Below are 19,317 nucleotides of genomic sequence, written 5' to 3'. Positions count from 1 at the left end.
CTGTCGCCGGCAGCCACCGCGCTGCCGCTCCTGCACCTTTCCTGAGACCGCAGCCCGATGTCCACCACCGCGAACACCGAGGACGCCCCCGGCCTGCCGCCTGCCCCGCAGGCTGCCGCGAATCCGGCCGACTTCCGTCCGCCGAATGTCGCCCTGACCACGCTGGGGCTGGCGCTGGCCAGCTTCATGCAGGTGCTCGACACCACCATCGCCAACGTCTCGCTGCCGACCATCTCCGGCAACCTGGGCGGCAGCGCCAACCAGGCGACCTGGGTGATCACTTCGTTCGCGGTGAGCACGGCGATCGCGCTGCCGCTGACCGGCTGGCTGGCGCGGCGTTTCGGCGAGCGCAAATTGTTCGTGTGGTCGACGCTGGCCTTCGTGATCGCCTCGTTCCTGTGCGGCATCGCCAACAGCATGGGCTTGCTGGTGCTGGCGCGCGCGCTGCAAGGCTTCGTGGCCGGACCGATGTATCCGATCACGCAAGCGTTGCTGCTGTCGATCTATCCGCCTGCACGACGCGGGCAAGCCATCGCATTGCTGGCGATGGTCACCGTGGTCGCGCCCATCGCCGGCCCGATCCTGGGCGGCTGGATCACCGACAACTACAGCTGGGAATGGATCTTCTTCGTCAATATCCCCATCGGCATCTTCGCCAGCCTGGTGGTGGGCTCGCAGCTGAAGGGCCGGCCGGAACGGCTGGAAAAGCCGAAGATGGATTACATCGGCCTGGCCACGCTGGTGATCGGCGTGGGCGCGTTGCAGATCCTGCTTGACCTGGGCAATGACGAGGACTGGTTCCACTCGCAGCTGATCGTGATGCTGGCCATCGTTTCGGCGATTGCACTGGCGGTGTTCGTGATCTGGGAATTGACCGACAAGGATCCCATCGTCGACCTGCGCCTGTTCCGCCACCGCAATTTCGCCGCTGGTACCGTGGCGATGGTGCTGGCCTACTCGGCGTTCTTCAGTGTCGGCATCCTGGTGCCGCTGTGGCTGCAACGCAACCTGGGCTACACCGCGATCTGGGCCGGCTTCGCCACCGCGCCGATCGGCATCCTGCCAGTGCTGCTCACGCCACTGGTGGGCAAGTACGCCAACAAATTCGACCTGCGCATCCTGGCCAGCTTCGCCTTCGTCGCGATGGCGTTCACCAGCTTCGCGCGTTCGTACTTCAACCTGGACGTGGACTTCCGGCACGTTGCGCTGGTGCAGCTGTTCCAGGGCCTGGGCGTGGCGCTATTCTTCATGCCGGTGCTGCAGATCCTGCTGTCCGACCTGGAACCGCACGAGATCGCCGCAGGTTCCGGCCTGGCCACCTTCGTGCGCACGTTGGGCGGCAGCTTCGCCGCCTCGCTGACCACCTATGCGTGGACGGAACGCGGTGCGGTGCACCACGCACATCTCACCGAAAAGGTCTCCGCCTACGATCCAAGCACGATGCAGACCGTCGCCCAACTCGGCGGCGGCGACCTGCAGCGCGGTGCGGCGATGCTGGAGCGGATGATTTCCAACCAGGCCGCGCAGATCGGCTTCAACGAAATCTTCCACCTGCTCGGCATCCTGTTCCTGTGCGTGATCGCCTTCGTCTGGATCGCCAAGCCACCATTCGGGGCCAAGGTCGGTGGCGCCGCTGCCGGCGGCCACTGACATCCAATCCATTCGACGGAGTCCTGCGATGCGTAGCGCCATCCACCACACGTTCGGCAACCCCGCCGAGGTGCTTGTTGCCGGCGACGGCCCGGTGCCGCAACCCAAGCCCGGCCATGTGCGGATCAAGACGCTGCTGGCGCCGATCCACAACCACGACTTGCTGACCGTCAGCGGCCAGTACGGCTACAAGCCGGAACTGCCGGCGATCGGCGGCAGCGAAGCGGTCGGCATCATCGATGCGCTGGGCGAAGGCGTGGAAGGCTTCGCCATCGGCCAGCGCGTGGCCGCTGCTTCCGGCCACGGCACCTGGGCCGAATATTTCACCGCGCCAGCGCGGATGGTGATCCCGATGCCGGATGGCATCGCCGATGAAGCCGCCGCGCAATTGATCGCGATGCCGCTCAGCGCGCTGATGCTGCTGGAATTCCTGCAAGTCGAACCCGGCCAGTGGATCCTGCAGAACAGCGCCAATGGTGCGGTCGGCAAGGCACTGGCGATGCTGGCGGCAGCGCGCGGTGTGCATATCGTCAACCTGGTGCGGCGCGACTCCGGCGTGGACGAATTGGCCGCGCTCGGCATCGCCAATACCGTGTCCACTGCGCAGGCGGACTGGAAGCAACAGGTGCGAGCGATCATCGGCAGCGCATCCGTGCATGCGGCGATCGATTCGATCGGCGGCAAGCCCAGCGGCGAACTGCTGTCGCTGGTCGGCGACGGCGGCACGCTGGTGTCGTTCGGCGCGCTCAGCGGCGAGGCGATGCAGCTGTCGCCGGGCGACCTGATCTTCCGGCAGATCACGGTGAAAGGCTTCTGGGGCAGCAAGGTCAGCCAGGCGATGTCGGTCGAAGACAAGCGCCGTCTGGTCGGCGAACTGTTGCAGCGCACGCTGGCCGGCCAACTGCAATTGCCGGTGGACGGCATCTACGACCTGGCCGATGTCGCGCAAGCGGCGGCAGCCAGCCTGCAGCCCGCGCGCAAGGGCAAGGTGCTGTTGCGCGTCTGAGCCGGTGGGTTACGTGTACTCGAGCGCCTCGGACAGGCGCTCGACCGCGATCACTTCCATACCCTTGTAACTGCCGGCCTTCGGCGCATTCGCCTTGGCCACGATGGCGCGCTTGAAGCCGTGCGTGGCGGCTTCGTTCAAGCGCTCTTCGCCATTCGGCACGGGGCGGATTTCGCCGCTTAGGCCGACTTCGCCGAACGCGATGGTTTTTTCCGGCAACGGCGCATCGCGCAGCGAGGACAACACGGCCAGCAGCACCGGCAAGTCCGCAGCGGTTTCCTGCACGCGAATGCCGCCGACCACGTTGACGAACACGTCCTGATCGCCGGTCATGATCCCGCCATGCCGATGCAGCACCGCCAACAGCATCGCCAACCGGTTGCCTTCCATGCCCACGGCCACCCGGCGCGGATTCGACAACGGCGAGGCATCCACCAGCGCCTGCACTTCCACCAGCAGCGGCCGCGTACCTTCGCGCGTGACCATCACGCAGCTGCCGGGCTGCGGCGCGCTGGCGCCGGACAGGAAGATCGCGGAAGGATTCGGCACTTCGCGCAGGCCCTTGTCGCCCATCGCGAACACGCCCAATTCGTTGACCGCGCCGAAGCGGTTCTTGAACGCGCGCAGCACGCGGAAACGGCTGCCGGAATCGCCCTCGAAATACAGCACGGCATCCACCATGTGTTCGAGCACGCGCGGGCCGGCGATGCCACCCTCTTTCGTGACATGACCGACCAGGAATACGGCGGTGCCGGTTTCCTTGGCATAGCGCACCAATCGCGCGGCGGCCTCGCGCACCTGGCTGACCGAACCTGGCGCAGCGCTCAGCGTGTCCGTCCACAGCGTCTGGATCGAATCGGCGACGATGATTTTCGGCTTCACCGCCACCGCATGCTCGAGGATGCGCTCGACGCAGGTTTCCGCCAGCGCCTGCACGCCCGCAAGTGGCAACCCAAGGCGCTGCCCGCGCCCGGCGACCTGAGCGAGGGACTCCTCGCCAGTCACGTACAGGCCGGGCAGTTTCGTCGCCATCAAGGCAAGCGCCTGCAGCAACAACGTCGATTTGCCGATGCCGGGATCGCCGCCGACCAGCACCACCGCGCCTTCCGCGAGGCCACCGCCGAGCACGCGGTCGAACTCACCGATGCCGGTGGACACGCGCGCCTGTGCATCTATGCGCACGTCGGTCAGCGCGGTCACCTTCGGCGCATCGACCTTGCCCGCCCAACCGCTGCGGCGGGATGCCGGCGATGCCGCTTGCGCCGCGGACTCAAGCACGATTTCCGACAATGTGTTCCATCCCCCGCAGGCATCGCACTGCCCCTGCCACTTGGGGTAATCGGCACCGCATTCGGTGCAGACGTAGGCGGTCTTGGTCTTGGATGGAGGCTTGGCCATGGAGATGTTCGATAGTCGCGAGCGGCTACTGTACTTGCGCTGCGTCTCGACTCGTAAGATCGGGCATCAGGGCCGATCCACCGCTATCCGGATGACCTGGCCAGCCCGATCGTCCGTCACCCATATCGCCCCGTCATTCGCCACGGCAAGACCGACCGGCGAGCCTTGCGGACGTTTGCCCGCCGCCCTGCCCCATCCTGGCGTCAATATAAAAGCATCAGCGGACGGCGAAGCTCCGTAACGTCGAGGTTGCCCGCCGTATATCGGATAGCGCGCATCACGCCCCGCAACGGGAACACCCATTTCATCGGTGGCAAAGGCAACAACGCGACCTCCCACGGAGCGATAACCGTGCCAGCTCATCAGCAACGTCCCTTGCAGCTGCGGGAACATCACGCCCTCGTACCACAACATGTCCAGCGGCGCGGCGTGTGGCGGCAACAGCAATACGGGCGCCGTATGCGCTCGGGAACCGCAGGCCATTGCGCGGCGCCCTTTCCAGCCTGGCGTCGGCGTGGCGACACCGGCGCAATACGGCCAGCCATAGTGACGCCCAGCGCGAATCAGGTTGACCTCGTCAAACGGGAACCAGCGTGTCGTGAAGTCGTAGCTGTTCTCGCCTTGCAACACCGTACCAGAGCGATGTACCGCCAGTGCAACGGAATTCCGCAACCCCTTCGCAAGCACCGTGTAATCGCGGCTCCAGCCGCCACCGCCATCCGGCGCATAGCGACGCAGGCTGGCGGTGTATTCGCCGGCTTCACTTTCAGGACACGAGTTTTCCCTGGCATTGCCGGAGGTATCCAGGCACTGATCGGAAGGTGCACCGATGTTCACCAGCAGTGCACCGTCCGGCATGAATACGAACTTGGACAATGGATGCCGGTTCTCATGCAAGCGGTTGTCCGGCAAGCCGGAAACCATGGTCTCGATGGTGTCGGCCGGAATCCGGGCACGCGGATCGAAGCGGAAGATACGGCTCATTTCACCCACATATGCCTTGCCGTCGGCACCGATCGCCAAGGCGTGGGGCACATTCAGGCCAGCAATCAGCCGCGCAATCTCCACGCCAGCATCGGACTTGACCCGCAATTTCCAAATCGCGCCTCTCGCGGTGCCCCAGCCGCCAAGATCGGCGATCAACCATGTGTCGTCATCGAGCTGCACCAACGAACGCGGCAGTTGCAATCGACGCTTGCCTCCGACAGGCGCGACCACCAGCCCCGCGCAAAAACCCTCCGCCATGCCGATCTGCAGGCGCGGATAACCATCGCAGGTATTGGGCACCTGTTGCGCTGGCCTCTGCCCAGTTGCAGACGCAGACAGACAATGCCAGGCCAGCAAGAATGCAACCAAGGAGGCAACGATGAACTTCGACCGACCGAGGCTACGTATCTGCATGCACCGCAGAATGCCAGAGCCAACCGCCGCAAAAAAGCAAAACCCCGCGTAGAACGCGGGGTTTTGCGGCATTGCAATTGGTGCCGGAAATAGGAATCGAACCTACGACCCCATCATTACGAATGACGTGCTCTACCAACTGAGCTATTCCGGCGTGGGCGCAATTCTAGCCGCTGCAGGGCCCGTGTTCCAGCAAATGCTTGGGGAGCGGTTTATGCGGACTTCGTTTTGCGCCGGCCGGCTTGCAGCGCTTGGGTCAATTCCATGACAAGGTGCTGGGAGCGGCGCGGCAGATTGCGATAGGCCGCCAGCAGCTCGCGCTCCTCATGCGCATCAACAAGTTCTGCATCCGCTGCGGGGATATCGGCCTGCGCCTCCGGATCAAGCGCCATGCCTCCGCGGCCGGTACCCAGCCATTCGATCGACACTCGACAAGTACGGGCGATCGCCACCAAGTTCTGCATGGTGGGCAGCACCTGGGTCGCGGACTCCCAGTTGGAGACCGCGCTGCGTTGGACTTTCACCAGCTCAGCCAATGCCGCCTGCGACAAGCCGGCCTTGCGACGTGCTCGCCTGATCCGTTCCTGCATCTTCATAAGACCCCCGCGACAAAATCACTGGCGGCCATTAAAACTGGCATCATTATGCACTTGGCAGCTGTCATTTTCACCTGAAATCCAATAGAAATAAGAAGAATATGAGGCTACGACAGCAATCCTGTCATCGCAAAAAAGATCCGATCTGGCAGCATTCAAGACACGGGCGACATGGACGTTGCCCGCTCCTCCCCCGGGGCGCCGGAATACCTCGTCGATGGCGCCATGCGCCGCTCTTCCTGGTCGCCCCGCTCTCTGCTGAACCGAACGCCACACCGATGCGTGGCGTTCGCGCATCAATCGACCAGCCGCAGGCGCAGTTCCTTGGGCAAGGCGAACACCATGGACTCCGGCTCGCCATGCAGTTCGCGCACGCTGGCAGCCCCGAGCTCCTGCAGACGCTCCAGCACCCCGCGCACCAGCACGTCCGGCGCTGAAGCACCTGCCGTCACGCCAATCCGCGATTTGCCCGCGATCCAGGCCGGATCGATCTCCTCGGCGCCATCGATCAGCCAGGCCGCTGCACCTTCGCGTTCGGCCAGCTCGCGCAGGCGGTTGGAGTTGGAGGAATTGGGTGAACCGACCACCAGCACCGCGTCGCAGCCCTCGCCCACCAGCTCACGCACGGCGTCCTGACGGTTCTGGGTGGCGTAGCAGATGTCGTCGTTTTTCGGCCCCTGGATCGCCGGAAATTTCGCCTTGAGCGCCGCGATGATGTCGCGAGTATCGTCCACGCTCAGCGTGGTCTGGGTGGTGAACGTGCAGTTTTCGGGCTGTGCGATCTCGATTGTGGCAACGTCGTCGATGTCTTCGACCAGATGGATCGTGCCCACCCCACCCTCGCGGCTCCATTGGCCCATCGTGCCTTCGACTTCCGGATGCCCGGCGTGGCCGATCAACACCATGTCGCGGCCGTTGCGGCATTGCCGCGCCACTTCCAGATGCACCTTGGTCACCAACGGGCAGGTCGCATCGAATACCTTCAGGCCACGCCGTTCAGCTTCGCGGCGCACGGCCTGCGAGACACCATGCGCGCTGAAGATCACCGTGTTGCCATCGGGCACTTCGTCCAGTTCCTCGACGAAGATCGCGCCGCGCGCCTTCAGGTCGTCGACTACGAATTTGTTGTGCACGACTTCGTGGCGCACGTAGATCGGCGCACCCAGGGTTTCGATGGCGCGCTTGACGATCTCGATGGCGCGGTCGACGCCGGCACAGAAACCACGCGGATTGGCGAGCAAGACATCCATGGCCTGATTATCCGCCCTTCGTTTTCGACTTGCCGGTGAGCAGACCGAACAAGGCAATACCGATGGCGCCACCGACCACCGCGCAATCGGCGATGTTGAACGCCGGCCAGTAATGGTCACCGACATGCCACTGGATGAAGTCGACCACGTGTCCATGCGCGAAACGGTCGATGACGTTGCCGATCGCGCCGCCGATCACCAGCGCCAGCGGCAGCGCCTGCTTCCAGTCGCGGCGCGCGGTGCGCGACAGCATCCATGCCATCAAGCCGCTGATGCCGAATGCCAGCAGCATGAAGAAATACTTCTGCCAGCCGCCGGCATCGGCCAGGAAGCTGAAGGCCGCGCCGGTGTTGTAGGTGCGGTACCAGTTCCAGAAGCCGTCGATCACCGGCACGGCGGTGTATTCCGGCAAGGCCGACAACACCCAGGCCTTGGTCCACTGATCCAGCACCAGCACCAGCAGCGAAACCAGCAACCAGGGCAGTGCATTGGGTTTTACGGATGCCGTCATCAGAACCACTTCCGGTCTTCGCCCGGTCCTTCGATATTGGACACGCAGCGCATGCACAAGTCCGGATGGCGCGCATCGCTACCGACATCTTCGCGGCGCTGCCAGCAACGCACGCACTTCACCTTCGTCGTCGGCTGCGCAAACACCCCGACCACACCCTTCGCAGCCGCATCCGGGACCACGCTCACGTCGCCGCTGATGAACAGGAAGCGCAATTCGTCGGCCAACGGAGCCAGCCGGTTCTGCTCGGCAACGCCGCAACGCAGTTCGATCTCCGCATCGAGTGCGGCACCGATCTCGCCGGCGGCGCGCATCGGCTCCAGCACCTTGGACACCTGCTCGCGCAGCGCGAGCAAACCGTCCATGTCGGTTGCCGACAACGCGGCATCGTCCGCCAACGGCGCCAGGCCCTCGTACCAGGTCGCGAACAGCACATTGGCTGCACGCTCACCCGGCAACTGCTGCCACATTTCATCGGCGGTGAAGCTCAGCACCGGCGCGATCCAGCGTACGAAAGCCTCGGCGATGCGATACATCGCCGATTGCGCGCTGCGACGGCCGCGCGAATCCTCGCGCATGGTGTACAGGCGATCCTTGGTGACATCGAGATACAACGAACCAAGATCCACGCTGCAGAAATTCATCAGCGCCTGCACCACCGCGGCGAAATCGTAATCCGCATAAGCCTTGGCGATCTCTTCCTGCACCTGCCAGGCGCGATGCACGATCCACCGATCCAGCGCCACCATCTCGTCCAGCGGCAGCAGGTCGCGGGCGGGATCGAAGCCGTGCAGGTTGCCGAGCAGGAAGCGCGCGGTGTTGCGGATGCGACGGTAGGCGTCCGCATTACGCTTGAGGATCTCCTGCGACAGCGACATCTCGTTGCTGTAGTCGGCACTGGCGATCCACAGGCGCAGGATGTCCGCGCCCAGCGTCTTCATGATGTCCTGCGGCTCGATGCCGTTACCCAGCGACTTCGACATCTTGCGGCCGTGCTCGTCCACGGTGAAGCCGTGGGTCAGGCATTGCCGGTACGGCGCGGCCTTGTCGATGGCCACGCCGGTGAGCAGCGAACTCTGGAACCAGCCGCGATGCTGGTCGGAACCTTCCAGGTACAGGTCGGCCGGCTTGCCGAGACCGCGCGGCAGCAACACCGCTTCGTGGGTCACGCCGGAATCGAACCAGACATCGAGGATGTCGGTGATCTTGTCGTACTGCGCAGCCTCATCGCCCAGCAGCTCGGCGGCATCCAGCGAATACCAGACGTCCACGCCGCCCTGCTCGACGCGGTCGGCGACCTGGCGCATCAGCTCGACACTGCGCGGATGCGGCTCACCGGTTTCGCGATGCACGAACAAGGCGATCGGCACGCCCCAGGTGCGCTGGCGCGAGATCGTCCAGTCCGGGCGATCGGCGACCATGCCGGCGATGCGCGCCTGGCCCCAGCCGGGATACCACGTCACGGTTTCGATGGCGGCCAATGCGTCACGGCGCAGGTGCGCCTGCTCCATCGAGATGAACCACTGCGGCGTGGCGCGGAACGCCACCGGTGTCTTGTGTCGCCAGCAATGCGGGTAGCTGTGGCTGAGCTTGGAAAATGCGAGCAATGCGTCCCTGCCGCGCAGCACTTCCGGGATCGCCTCGTTGGCTTTCCACACATGCATGCCGGCGAGTTCGGTGTCGCCCGCAGGCGGCGTCGAAGGCAGGTACACGCCGCGGCCATCGACCGGGTTGAGCTGCGCTGCGGAATACTTGTCGATCAGGCCGTACTTCTGCGACACCGCGAAGTCTTCCTGGCCGTGGCCGGGCGCGGTGTGCACGGCGCCGGTGCCGTCTTCGGCGCTGACATGGTCGCCCAGCAGGATCGGGATGTCGCGCTCGTCGTAGAACGGATGCGCGAACTGCATGCCCTCGAGTTTTTCGCCCTGCACGTGGCCGAGGATGACGACTTCGTCCACGCCATAACGCTTGAGCGCTTTCTCGGCCAATGCCTCGGCCAGCACCAGCCAGCGGCGGGTGCCGTCGGCCTTGGTCGGGCCTTCGGCCAGCACGTAATCCAGTTGCGGGCCCAGCGAGATCGCCAAGGATGCAGGCAGCGTCCATGGCGTGGTGGTCCAGATCGGCACCGCCACTTCCACGCCCTCGGGCAGCTCGCTGCCGAATGCGCGGCTCAATGCCTGCGGGTTGCGCGCGGCATAGGCCACGTCCACCGCCGGCGAGGTCTTGTCCTGGTATTCGATCTCCGCCTCGGCCAACGCGGAACCGCAATCGAAGCACCAGTACACCGGCTTCACGCCACGCAGCAGGTGGCCGTTCTCGACCACCTTCGCCAGCGCGCGGATCTCGTCGGCTTCGAACTTGAAATCCAGCGTGCGGTACGGGTTGTCCCAATCGCCGAGCACGCCAAGGCGCTTGAAATCGCGACGCTGCACATCGATCTGCTCGTTGGCGTATTCACGGCACTTTTGCCGGAATTCGACCGCATCCAGCTTGACGCCGACCTTGCCCCACTTCTTCTCGATGGCGATCTCGATCGGCAGGCCATGGCAGTCCCAACCCGGGATGTACGGCGCGTCGAAACCGGCCAGCGTCTTCGACTTGACGATGATGTCCTTGAGGATCTTGTTGACCGCATGGCCCAGGTGGATCGCGCCGTTGGCGTACGGCGGGCCATCGTGCAGCACGAACTGCGGGCGGCCCTTGGCGACACCACGAATCTGCGCGTACAGGCCTTCGCTTTCCCAGCGTTCCAGTGTGGCGGGCTCGCGCTTGGGCAGGTCGCCGCGCATCGGGAACGCGGTCTCCGGCAGCAGGATGGTCGCCTTGTACGGGTTTTCTTGCTTGTCGGTCACGCGGAGGCTCGCTGCGGTGCTTGGATATTGAGGATGGCCCGCGCTTGCTCATCGTCGCGCTGCATCTGCGCAACCAGGGATGGCAAGTCGGGGAATTTTTCTTCGTCGCGCAGGTGCGCGACGAATTCGACTTCGATGCGGCGGCCGTACAGGTCGCCTTCGAAATCGAACAGATGCGCTTCCAGCAATGGTTCGATGCCGTCCACCGTGGGACGCGTACCGAAGCTGGACACCGAGGGCCACGGATGCGCGGCCACGCCATGCACCCAGGTGGCATAGATGCCGCGCAGGGCCGGCGTCTTGCCGCCATAGCGCAGGTTCGCAGTCGGGAAGCCGAGGGTGCGGCCGAGTTGTTTGCCGTGAACCACATGCCCACCGATGGCGTAAGGCCTGCCGAGCAGGCGTGACGCGGTTTCGAAATCACCAGCGGTCAACGCGGTTCGGATGCGGGTGCTGGAGACGCGCTCGCCGTCCAGCTGCACGGGCTCGATTTCGTGCGCCGTAAAGCCCAGCTCCGCGCCCATTTTCTTCAGCAGTGCGAGATCGCCGGTACGGCCCTTGCCGAAGTGGAACTCCGGGCCCACCCAAACCTCGCGCGCGGACAGGCGCTTGACCAGCACGTCGCGCACGAAGTCCTCGGCTGGCATCGACGCGAGCCTGGCGTTGAAACGCAGCAGGCCGACGCTGTCGCAACCGAGGTCGTAGAGGCCTTCCAGCTTGGCGCGCGGCAGCATCAGCCGCGGCGGCTTGGCATCGCGCGCAAAGAACTCGCGCGGCAGCGGCTCGAAACTCAGCGCCACCGCCGGCAGACCCGACGCACGCGCACGCGACACGGCGCGGCCGACCAGCGCGCGATGACCCAGGTGCAGGCCGTCGAAGGCGCCGATGCAGACCACGCTGCCCTGCGGGCTCAGGGCCCGGCCTTCGGCGTCGCGGAACAGGTGCTTCATAACGAATCCGCAGTATAGCTGCGGTGCAGCATCCGGGCCGTCATCAGTGCTCGCGGAAGTCGCGCGGGCGGAAGCCAAGCAGCAGCATCGAAATCCCGTAGACCGCCGCACCGCCGAAGACCAGCGTGGCCAGCCAGCCGATGCGCTGCCATTTGTCGACCACGGTGAAATCCGGTGCCAGCTGCAGGCCGGCCAGCAACGCCGCCGCCATCACCGCGTTCGCCACCAGCATCCGCATCAGGAAACGCGTCCAGCCCGGCTGCAGGTCGAACACGTTCGCCTTGCGCAGCCAGCGCCACAGCAGCACCAGATTGAGATAACTCGACAAGGCGCTGGCGATGCCGAGGGCGAAATGCAGACCCGGCACCCGCGCCAGGGTCGCCATCACGCCATCGGCCTTGGCCGCATCGGGCACCCACAGCATGTACAGCAGCGCCAGCAGGCCGACGTTGAACACCATGTTGGCGACCATCGCCACCAGCCCGGCGCGCACCGGTGTCCTGGTGTCCTGGCGTGCATAGAACGCCGGCAGCACGGTCTTGACCAGGGCGAAGGCAGGCAGGCCAAAACTGAGGCCGAACACGGACAAGGCGGTCATCTTCGCGGCTTCGGCGGTGAACTTGCCGTACTGGAAGATGGTCGAGACCAGCGGCAGTGCCAGCAGCATCAAGCCCAGCATCGCCGGGACGATGATGACCAGCGTGGTGCGCAGGCCCCAGTCCAGCGATTTCGAGAAGCCGGCGCGGTCGGTATTGACGTGGTGCTTGGCCAGCGTGGGCAGGATCACTGTGCCCAGCGCGATGCCGAACACGCCCAGCGGGAACTCCAGGAAACGATCCGCGGTGGACAGCCAGCTCTGCGAGCCATGTACCAGCATGGCGGCGATGAACGTGTCGAACAGCAGGTTGACCTGTGCCACCGAGGAGCCGAGCAGGGTCGGCACCATCAGCCGCATCACCTTGCGCACGTCCGGGTGGTTCCAGCCCCAGCGTGGCAGCGCCAGCAGGTCGAGCCGGGCCAGCTGCGGCAGCTGGAACAGCAGTTGCAGGATGCCGGCGGCGAAGATCGCCCAGCCCATCGCCAGGATCGGCGGATCGGTGAATTTCGAGCCCCACAGGGCGCCGGCGATCATGCACAGGTTGAGGATGATCGGGGTGAATGCCGGCCAGCCGAAACGCTGGAAACTGTTCAGCGCCCCGGCCGCCAATGCGGTCAGCGAAACACACATCAGGAACGGGAAGGTCAGCCGCAGCAGGTCCGTGATCAGCTGGTTCTGGCCGGGCGCGGGATCCGCCTGGGTGAAGGCGGCGGCCAGCTGCGGCGCGAAGATCATGCCCAGCGCGCTGACCAGCAACAGCACCCCGCCCAGGGTACCGGCGGTACGGCCCATCAGTGCCTTGAGGTCGTCGTGGCCGCGCTTTTCCTTGATCTCGGTGAACACCGGCACGAAGGCGGTGGAGAACGACCCTTCGGCGAACAGCCGGCGCATGAAATTGGGGATGCGGAACGCCACCCAGAAGGCGTCGGTCATCCAGTTGGTGCCGAAAGTGGTGTTGAACACCTGGTCGCGCACCAAGCCGAACACCCGGCTGACCATGGTCATGCCGCCAAAGGACAGCACTCCGCGGGTCATGCTGCGGCCGGGCTTGGCCGGCATCGGACCGCCGCTCATGCCAGCCCCGCCCAGCCGGACGCCGAAAACCGGGGCTTGTTGACCCAAGCCATTGAATCGTCCATAATTTTGAGTCTTCCCGATCCTTTCGTCCGTGGGCAATTCTGCCGGCGGCCGATTCTTTCAGCCCCAACAGACTTTCCAGGATTTTCCTCGTGGCCAATATCAAGTCCGCCAAGAAGCGCGCCAAGCAGACCGTCGTGCGCAACGAACGCAACGTCGCCCAGCGCTCCATGCTGCGTACCGCCGTCAAGAAGGTGATCAAGGCGCTCGACGCCAACGATGCCGAAGCCGCTACTGCCGCATTCGTCACCGCGCAGCCGCTGCTGGATCGCTTCGCCGCCCGCGGCCTGATCCACAAGAACAAGGCTGCCCGTCACAAGGCTCGCCTGACCGCGCGCATCAAGGCGCTGAAGGCCGCTTAAGCCTTCCGCACCTTTCGCGAAAAACCCGGCGCAGGCCGGGTTTTTTGTTGGGCGTCCGAACCCGGCCGCGGCCGGGTTTTTTGTTGCCCGCGAGAAAACCTCAGGCATCGTTGCGCACGCTCGCCGCTTCATTCGCGGCAGCCTGATCTGCAGCAGCTTCGAGCTCATCCTCGCGCAGGCGGTCGAAGAAGGTCTGCACCGCCAGCATGATCGGGCGGGTGCCTTCGCGACTGATCGCCGAGGTGATGTACCAGGGCTCTTTCCAATCCAGTTCGGCAACGATGGCCTCGGCAGCGGCCTTCGCCTCGTCCTCGAACATCAGGTCGGCCTTGTTCAGCACCAGCCAGCGCGGCTTCTCCAGCATCGCGGGATCGTACTTGCGCAGTTCGTTCTCGATCGCGCGCACCTGCTCGGCCGGCGACAGCAGGCCGGAACCTTCGTAATCCATCGGCGCGATGTCCACCAGGTGCAGCAGCAGGCGGGTGCGCTGCACGTGGCGCAAGAACAGGCTGCCGAGGCCCGCACCGTCCGCAGCGCCTTCGATCAGGCCCGGGATGTCGGCGATCACGAAGCTGCGGCCGACTTCGACGCTGACCACGCCCAGGTTCGGATACAGGGTGGTGAACGGATAGTCGGCGACCTTGGGCGTTGCCGCCGAGACCGCACGAATAAAAGTGGATTTGCCCGCGTTGGGGAAACCGAGCAAGCCGACATCGGCCAGCAACTTCAATTCCAGCCGCAGCACGCGGGTCTCGCCCTCGGTGCCAGGCGTGGCCCGGCGCGGCGTGCGGTTGATCGAACTCTTGAAATGCATGTTGCCAAGGCCGCCCTGCCCGCCCTTGGCCACCAACAGGCGTTGGCCGTGCTCGGTCATATCGCCGATGATTTCGTCGGTATCGACGTTGTGGATCACGGTACCGACCGGCACCAGGATGATCTTGTCGTCGCCGGCCTTGCCGTACATCTGGCTGCCCATGCCGTTCTCGCCACGCTGCGCCTTGAAGCGCGTCTCGTGGCGGAAATCGACCAGGGTGTTGAGGTTTTCGTCGGCCTGCAGCCAGACGTCGCCGCCGTTGCCGCCGTCGCCACCATTGGGGCCGCCAAGCGGGATGAATTTCTCGCGTCGGAACGCGATGCAGCCATTGCCGCCATTGCCGGCGGTGACGGTGATTTCAGCTTCGTCGACGAGTTTCATGCTTGTGATTGTGCCGTGTTCGGTGAAGTGTGTGCGAAGCGTGTGTTGCAGAAACGAAAAACCCCGCCGAAGCGGGGCCCTTCGCGGTGCATCGCGTGCGAATTACTCCGCGGCGACGATGCTGACCGTGCGGCGCTTTTTCGGGCCCTTGGTCGAGAACTCGACCTTGCCGTCGACCAGCGCGAACAGGGTGTGGTCGCGGCCGAGGCCGACGCCCATGCCCGGGTGGAACTGGGTGCCACGCTGGCGAATGATGATGTTGCCGGCCTCGATGGCCTGGCCGCCGTAGATCTTGACGCCCAGATACTTCGGGTTGGAGTCGCGGCCGTTGCGCGAGGAGCCTACGCCCTTTTTATGTGCCATGACTGCGTCTCCTTACTTGCTGCCACCGGCGATGCCGGTGATCTCGATTTCGGTGTAGTACTGCCGGTGGCCCATCTGCTTGCGATGGTGCTTGCGGCGGCGGAACTTGACGATGCGGACCTTGTCGGCACGGCCGTGGCTCACGACCTTGGCGGCAACGGTTGCGCCCTTCAGCGCGTCGCCCAGCTTGATGCCGTCGGCGTCGCCGAGCATCAGGATGTTGTCGAACTTGATCTCGCTGTCGACTTCGACTTCGAGCTTCTCGACGCGGAGCTTTTCGCCCTGCATCACGCGGTATTGCTTACCGCCAGTGACCAAAACTGCGTACATGGTTGCGATTCCTAACTGTGGTTTCTGTAGTTCTTCTTGGTCATGTCGGTCGTTAATTCCGACACGCTGCCTGCCATCGAGGGCGGACAGAAGCGGAATTGTAGGGGATTCAGCGGGTTACGGTCAACTGGGGGGTCTCGGATCGCGCCTTGGGCGATGGGGGTGACCCCGCCGCTCCCGCCGCATCAGTCCTGGACGACTGGACCAAGGCGGCGAAGCCCTCCCCAGACGCACGGCGCCCATGCGTCGCATTCCGGGAGACGCTCTTATCGAAAACTGGCAATCCACCGATTTGCCCCCAAATCAGTGGCTCGTTACGCTTCCCGATTGGCCTTCGTTCCGCGGCGGCCATCCCCCACACGCAGGACAGACCCACGATGGCGCTGGACTACATCCGCATTCGCGGCGCACGGACGCACAACCTCAAGAACATCGACCTCGACCTTCCGCGCGAGAAGCTGATCGTGATCACCGGCCTGTCCGGGTCCGGCAAGTCCTCGCTGGCGTTCGACACGATCTACGCCGAGGGCCAGCGCCGCTACGTCGAATCGCTGTCCGCTTACGCGCGCCAGTTCCTGAGCGTGATGGACAAGCCCGATGTGGACCATATCGAAGGCCTGTCGCCGGCGATCTCCATCGAACAAAAATCGACCAGCCACAACCCCCGCTCCACCGTCGGCACCATCACCGAGATCCACGACTACCTGCGCCTGTTGTACGCGCGCGTGGGCAGCCCGCGCTGCCCGGACCACCACTTCCCGCTGGAGGCGCAGACCGTCAGCCAGATGGTCGATGCGGTGCTGGCGATGGAAGGCGATGCCGTCCTTGGCGAACAACGCTGGATGCTGCTGTCGCCGGTCGTGCGCGAGCGCAAGGGCGAGCACCAGCAGGTATTCGAGCAATTGCGCGCACAGGGTTACACGCGCCTGCGCGTCGATGGCCACGTCTACGAGATCGATGCGCTGCCGACGCTGGCGCTGCGCCAGAAGCACACCATCGAAGCCGTCATCGACCGCTTCAAGCCGCGCGCGGAGATCAAGCAGCGCCTGGCCGAATCCTTCGAAACCGCGCTCAAGCTGGGTGATGGCATGGCCATCGTGCAATCGATGGACGATGCCGAACGCGAGCCGCTGCTGTTCTCGTCGAAATACTCCTGCCCGGTCTGCGACTACTCGCTGCCGGAGCTGGAGCCGCGGCTGTTCTCGTTCAACTCCCCGGCAGGCGCCTGCCCGACCTGCGACGGCCTGGGCGTGTCGCAGTTCTTCGATCCTGCGCGGGTGGTAGCGCATCCGGAACTGTCGCTGTCCGCGGGCGCGATGCGCGGCTGGGATCGGCGCAACGCCTATTACTTCTCGATGATCACGTCGCTGGCGAAGCACTACAAGTTCGACGTGGATGCGGTCTGGCAAACCCTGCCGGAGAAGATCCGCGACATCGTCCTGCACGGCAGCGGCAAGGAAATCATCAACCTGGTCTATGTCGGCGAGAACGGCAACAAGTACCAGCGCAAGCACACCTTCGAAGGCATCCTGCCGAACCTGGAACGCCGCTACCGCGAAACCGAATCCGCCGCGGTGCGCGAGGAACTGACCAAGTACATCAGCGAACGCCCCTGCACCGAATGCGGTGGCGCACGCCTGAACCGCGCCGCGCGCAACGTGTTCGTGGCCGACAAGCCGCTGCCCGAGATCGCGATGTTGCCGATCGATGCCTCGCTGGCGTTCTTCGACAAGCTGGCGCTGCCGGGCTGGCGCGGCGAGATCGCGATCAAGATCGTCAAGGAAATCCGCGAACGGCTGGGCTTCCTGGTCGATGTCGGCCTCGATTACCTCACTTTGGAACGCAAGGCGGACTCGCTGTCCGGCGGCGAAGCGCAACGCATCAGGCTTGCATCGCAAATCGGCGCGGGGCTGGTCGGCGTGATGTACGTGCTGGACGAACCCAGCATCGGCCTGCACCAGCGCGACAACGAACGCCTGCTCGGCACCCTCACCCGCCTGCGCGACCTCGGCAATACGGTGATCGTGGTCGAACACGACGAAGACGCGATCCGCCTGGCCGACTACATCGTCGACATCGGCCCCGGTGCCGGCGTGCACGGCGGCGAAGTGGTCGCGCAGGGCACGCTTGCGGACGTGCTGAAGGCACCGCGCTCGGTCACCGGCCATTACCTGTCCGGCAAGAAGAAGATCGATGTGCCGGTGCATCGCAACCCGCCCAATCGCAAGCTGATGCTCAAGCTCAAGGGCGCGAGCGGCAACAACCTGAAGGACGTCGACCTCGACATCCCCTCGGGCCTGTTCACCGCGATCACCGGCGTGTCCGGTTCCGGCAAGTCGACCCTGATCAACGACACCTTGTATTCGCTGGCCGCGAACGAGATCAACGGCGCTTCGCATACGCCATCGCCCTATCGCGAAGTCACCGGCATCGACCTGTTCGACAAGGTGGTCGATATCGACCAATCGCCGATCGGGCGCACGCCGCGTTCGAATCCCGCAACCTACACCGGCTTGTTCACGCCGCTGCGCGAACTGTTCGCGCAGGTGCCGGAATCGCGCGCACGCGGCTATGCGCCGGGACGCTTCAGTTTCAACGTGCGCGGCGGCCGTTGCGAAGCCTGCCAGGGCGATGGCCTTATCAAGGTCGAGATGCACTTCCTGCCGGACGTGTACGTGCCCTGCGACGTCTGCGGCGGCAAGCGCTACAACCGCGAGACGCTGGAGATCCTCTACAAGGGCCATAGCATCCGCGACGTGCTTGAAATGACCGTGGAAGACGCGCTGGAACTGTTCCAGCCGGTGCCGAGCATCGCCCGCAAGCTGGAAACGCTGATGGACGTGGGCCTGAGCTACATCAAGCTGGGCCAGAGCGCGACTACGCTGTCCGGCGGCGAGGCGCAGCGCGTGAAGCTGTCGAAGGAACTGTCGCGCCGCGATACCGGACGCACGCTGTACATCCTCGACGAACCGACCACCGGCCTGCACTTCCACGACATCGAGCACCTGCTGGCCGTACTGCACAAGCTGCGCGACGACGGCAACACCATCGTCGTGATCGAACACAACCTGGACGTGATCAAGACCGCGGACTGGGTGGTAGACCTCGGCCCCGAAGGCGGCCATCGCGGCGGCATGATCATCGCCCAGGGCACGCCGGAAGACGTGGCCGCGAACCCCGCCTCGCATACCGGCCGCTTCCTTGCGCCTTTGCTCGAAAAAAACGCGGCACGCTCGGCACCTGCCAAGAAGAGCCGGAAGAAAACCGCATGAGCAAGCCCGCTTCAATCGGCGTGTTTCGCACGCCCATCCCGTTGCGCTGGAGCGACATGGATGCGTTCAACCACGTCAACAATTCGCGCTACCTGACCTTCCTGGAACAGGCGCGCATCGAGTGGTTCGAGACCATCGGCGAGCCATGGGTGACCGAGGATTCCGCACCGGTGGTCGCCTCGGCCACGCTGAACTTCAAGCGCCCGATCGAATACCCGGCCGAGGTGTTCGTCGAACTGTTCACCGAGAAGCTGGGCAACAGCAGCGTGGTGATCGGCCATCGCATCGTCGATGCCGACGGTGGGCTGCACTGCGACGGCAGCGTGGTGGCGGTGTGGATCGACCGCCACAGCAGCAAGCCGACGCCGCTACCGGCCGGCGTACGCCGCGCATCCGAATTGCTGCTGGAAACACCCGCGGCCTGACGACGCCAAGCGCGCGAAGCG

The 19,317-nt window shown here is 64.7% G+C and carries 16 protein-coding genes and 1 tRNA gene; 5 read left to right on the top strand and 12 right to left on the bottom strand.

Features of this window, described 5'->3' with window-relative positions; genetic code table 11:
- The first annotated feature begins 57 nt into the window (after window positions 1-57).
- Together G7079_RS06180 and G7079_RS06175 are read left to right on the top strand one after the other, a co-directional pair.
- Window positions 58-1,650 (top strand): DHA2 family efflux MFS transporter permease subunit, encoded by a 1,593-nt coding sequence (locus tag G7079_RS06180; protein WP_166056476.1) that lies wholly within the window; start codon window positions 58-60, stop codon window positions 1,648-1,650.
- Between the two features lie 28 nt (window positions 1,651-1,678).
- Window positions 1,679-2,656, top strand: a complete 978-nt coding sequence (locus G7079_RS06175) for a zinc-binding dehydrogenase (protein WP_166056475.1) — start codon at window positions 1,679-1,681, stop codon at window positions 2,654-2,656.
- A 9-nt stretch (window positions 2,657-2,665) separates the two neighbouring features.
- Here the strand turns inward: G7079_RS06175 and radA are convergent, their stop codons facing one another.
- From radA to murJ, 9 genes are all read right to left on the bottom strand, one after another.
- Window positions 2,666-4,054 carry a DNA repair protein RadA gene (gene radA, locus G7079_RS06170; RefSeq protein ID WP_166056474.1) on the bottom strand — a complete coding sequence of 463 codons (1,389 nt, stop codon included), beginning with the start codon at window positions 4,052-4,054 and terminating at the stop codon, window positions 2,666-2,668.
- A 66-nt stretch (window positions 4,055-4,120) separates the two neighbouring features.
- The gene (locus G7079_RS06165) at window positions 4,121-5,527 is read right to left on the bottom strand and encodes a PQQ-dependent sugar dehydrogenase (RefSeq protein WP_206203254.1); all 1,407 of its coding nucleotides are present in this window, start codon (window positions 5,525-5,527) and stop codon (window positions 4,121-4,123) included.
- A 6-nt stretch (window positions 5,528-5,533) separates the two neighbouring features.
- A tRNA-Thr gene (locus tag G7079_RS06160) sits at window positions 5,534-5,609 on the bottom strand.
- A gap of 58 nt (window positions 5,610-5,667) precedes the next feature.
- On the bottom strand, window positions 5,668-6,045 hold the full coding sequence (locus tag G7079_RS06155; RefSeq protein ID WP_255453194.1) for a helix-turn-helix transcriptional regulator: 378 nt from the start codon (window positions 6,043-6,045) through the stop codon (window positions 5,668-5,670).
- Between the two features lie 302 nt (window positions 6,046-6,347).
- Window positions 6,348-7,301 carry a 4-hydroxy-3-methylbut-2-enyl diphosphate reductase gene (gene ispH, locus G7079_RS06150; RefSeq protein ID WP_166056472.1) on the bottom strand — a complete coding sequence of 318 codons (954 nt, stop codon included), beginning with the start codon at window positions 7,299-7,301 and terminating at the stop codon, window positions 6,348-6,350.
- A gap of 7 nt (window positions 7,302-7,308) precedes the next feature.
- Window positions 7,309-7,812 carry a signal peptidase II gene (gene lspA / locus G7079_RS06145; RefSeq protein ID WP_166056471.1) on the bottom strand — a complete coding sequence of 168 codons (504 nt, stop codon included), beginning with the start codon at window positions 7,810-7,812 and terminating at the stop codon, window positions 7,309-7,311.
- Window positions 7,812-10,601: an isoleucine--tRNA ligase gene (ileS, locus tag G7079_RS06140; protein ID WP_240906270.1), complete on the bottom strand. Its 2,790-nt coding sequence runs from the start codon at window positions 10,599-10,601 to the stop codon at window positions 7,812-7,814. The genes lspA and ileS overlap by 1 nt, the downstream gene beginning before the upstream one ends.
- Window positions 10,602-10,660: 59 nt before the next feature.
- A complete protein-coding gene (locus G7079_RS06135) occupies window positions 10,661-11,614 on the bottom strand; it encodes a bifunctional riboflavin kinase/FAD synthetase (RefSeq protein ID WP_166056469.1) in 954 nt (317 codons plus the stop codon).
- Between the two features lie 43 nt (window positions 11,615-11,657).
- The gene (gene murJ, locus G7079_RS06130) at window positions 11,658-13,247 is read right to left on the bottom strand and encodes a murein biosynthesis integral membrane protein MurJ (protein WP_166057856.1); all 1,590 of its coding nucleotides are present in this window, start codon (window positions 13,245-13,247) and stop codon (window positions 11,658-11,660) included.
- A gap of 194 nt (window positions 13,248-13,441) precedes the next feature.
- Here murJ and rpsT point away from each other — a divergent pair, with 194 nt between their 5' ends.
- Window positions 13,442-13,711: a 30S ribosomal protein S20 gene (gene rpsT / locus G7079_RS06125; protein WP_139717516.1), complete on the top strand. Its 270-nt coding sequence runs from the start codon at window positions 13,442-13,444 to the stop codon at window positions 13,709-13,711.
- A gap of 100 nt (window positions 13,712-13,811) precedes the next feature.
- Here the strand turns inward: rpsT and obgE are convergent, their stop codons facing one another.
- The 3 genes from obgE to rplU all read right to left on the bottom strand — a co-directional run bounded on the left by obgE (window position 13,812) and on the right by rplU (window position 15,599).
- Window positions 13,812-14,906 (bottom strand): GTPase ObgE, encoded by a 1,095-nt coding sequence (gene obgE, locus G7079_RS06120; protein ID WP_166056468.1) that lies wholly within the window; start codon window positions 14,904-14,906, stop codon window positions 13,812-13,814.
- A gap of 102 nt (window positions 14,907-15,008) precedes the next feature.
- Entirely contained in the window at window positions 15,009-15,269 is a 261-nt protein-coding gene (gene rpmA, locus G7079_RS06115) for a 50S ribosomal protein L27 (RefSeq protein ID WP_166056467.1), read from the bottom strand.
- A gap of 12 nt (window positions 15,270-15,281) precedes the next feature.
- Entirely contained in the window at window positions 15,282-15,599 is a 318-nt protein-coding gene (rplU, locus tag G7079_RS06110; RefSeq protein WP_166056466.1) for a 50S ribosomal protein L21, read from the bottom strand.
- Window positions 15,600-15,976: 377 nt separating this feature from the next.
- Here rplU and uvrA point away from each other — a divergent pair, with 377 nt between their 5' ends.
- Together uvrA and G7079_RS06100 are read left to right on the top strand one after the other, a co-directional pair.
- Window positions 15,977-18,871: an excinuclease ABC subunit UvrA gene (gene uvrA / locus G7079_RS06105; RefSeq protein ID WP_166056465.1), complete on the top strand. Its 2,895-nt coding sequence runs from the start codon at window positions 15,977-15,979 to the stop codon at window positions 18,869-18,871.
- Complete coding sequence (locus tag G7079_RS06100) at window positions 18,868-19,296, top strand: thioesterase family protein (protein ID WP_166056464.1); 429 nt, start codon at window positions 18,868-18,870, stop codon at window positions 19,294-19,296. The genes uvrA and G7079_RS06100 overlap by 4 nt, the downstream gene beginning before the upstream one ends.
- The last annotated feature ends 21 nt before the right edge of the window (window positions 19,297-19,317 follow it).

The organism is Thermomonas sp. HDW16, from assembly GCF_011302915.1.
Lineage (GTDB): Bacteria > Pseudomonadota > Gammaproteobacteria > Xanthomonadales > Xanthomonadaceae > Thermomonas.
The sequence above is the reverse complement of the archived record's forward strand: the minus strand, read 5'-3'. Positions and strand labels throughout refer to the sequence as shown.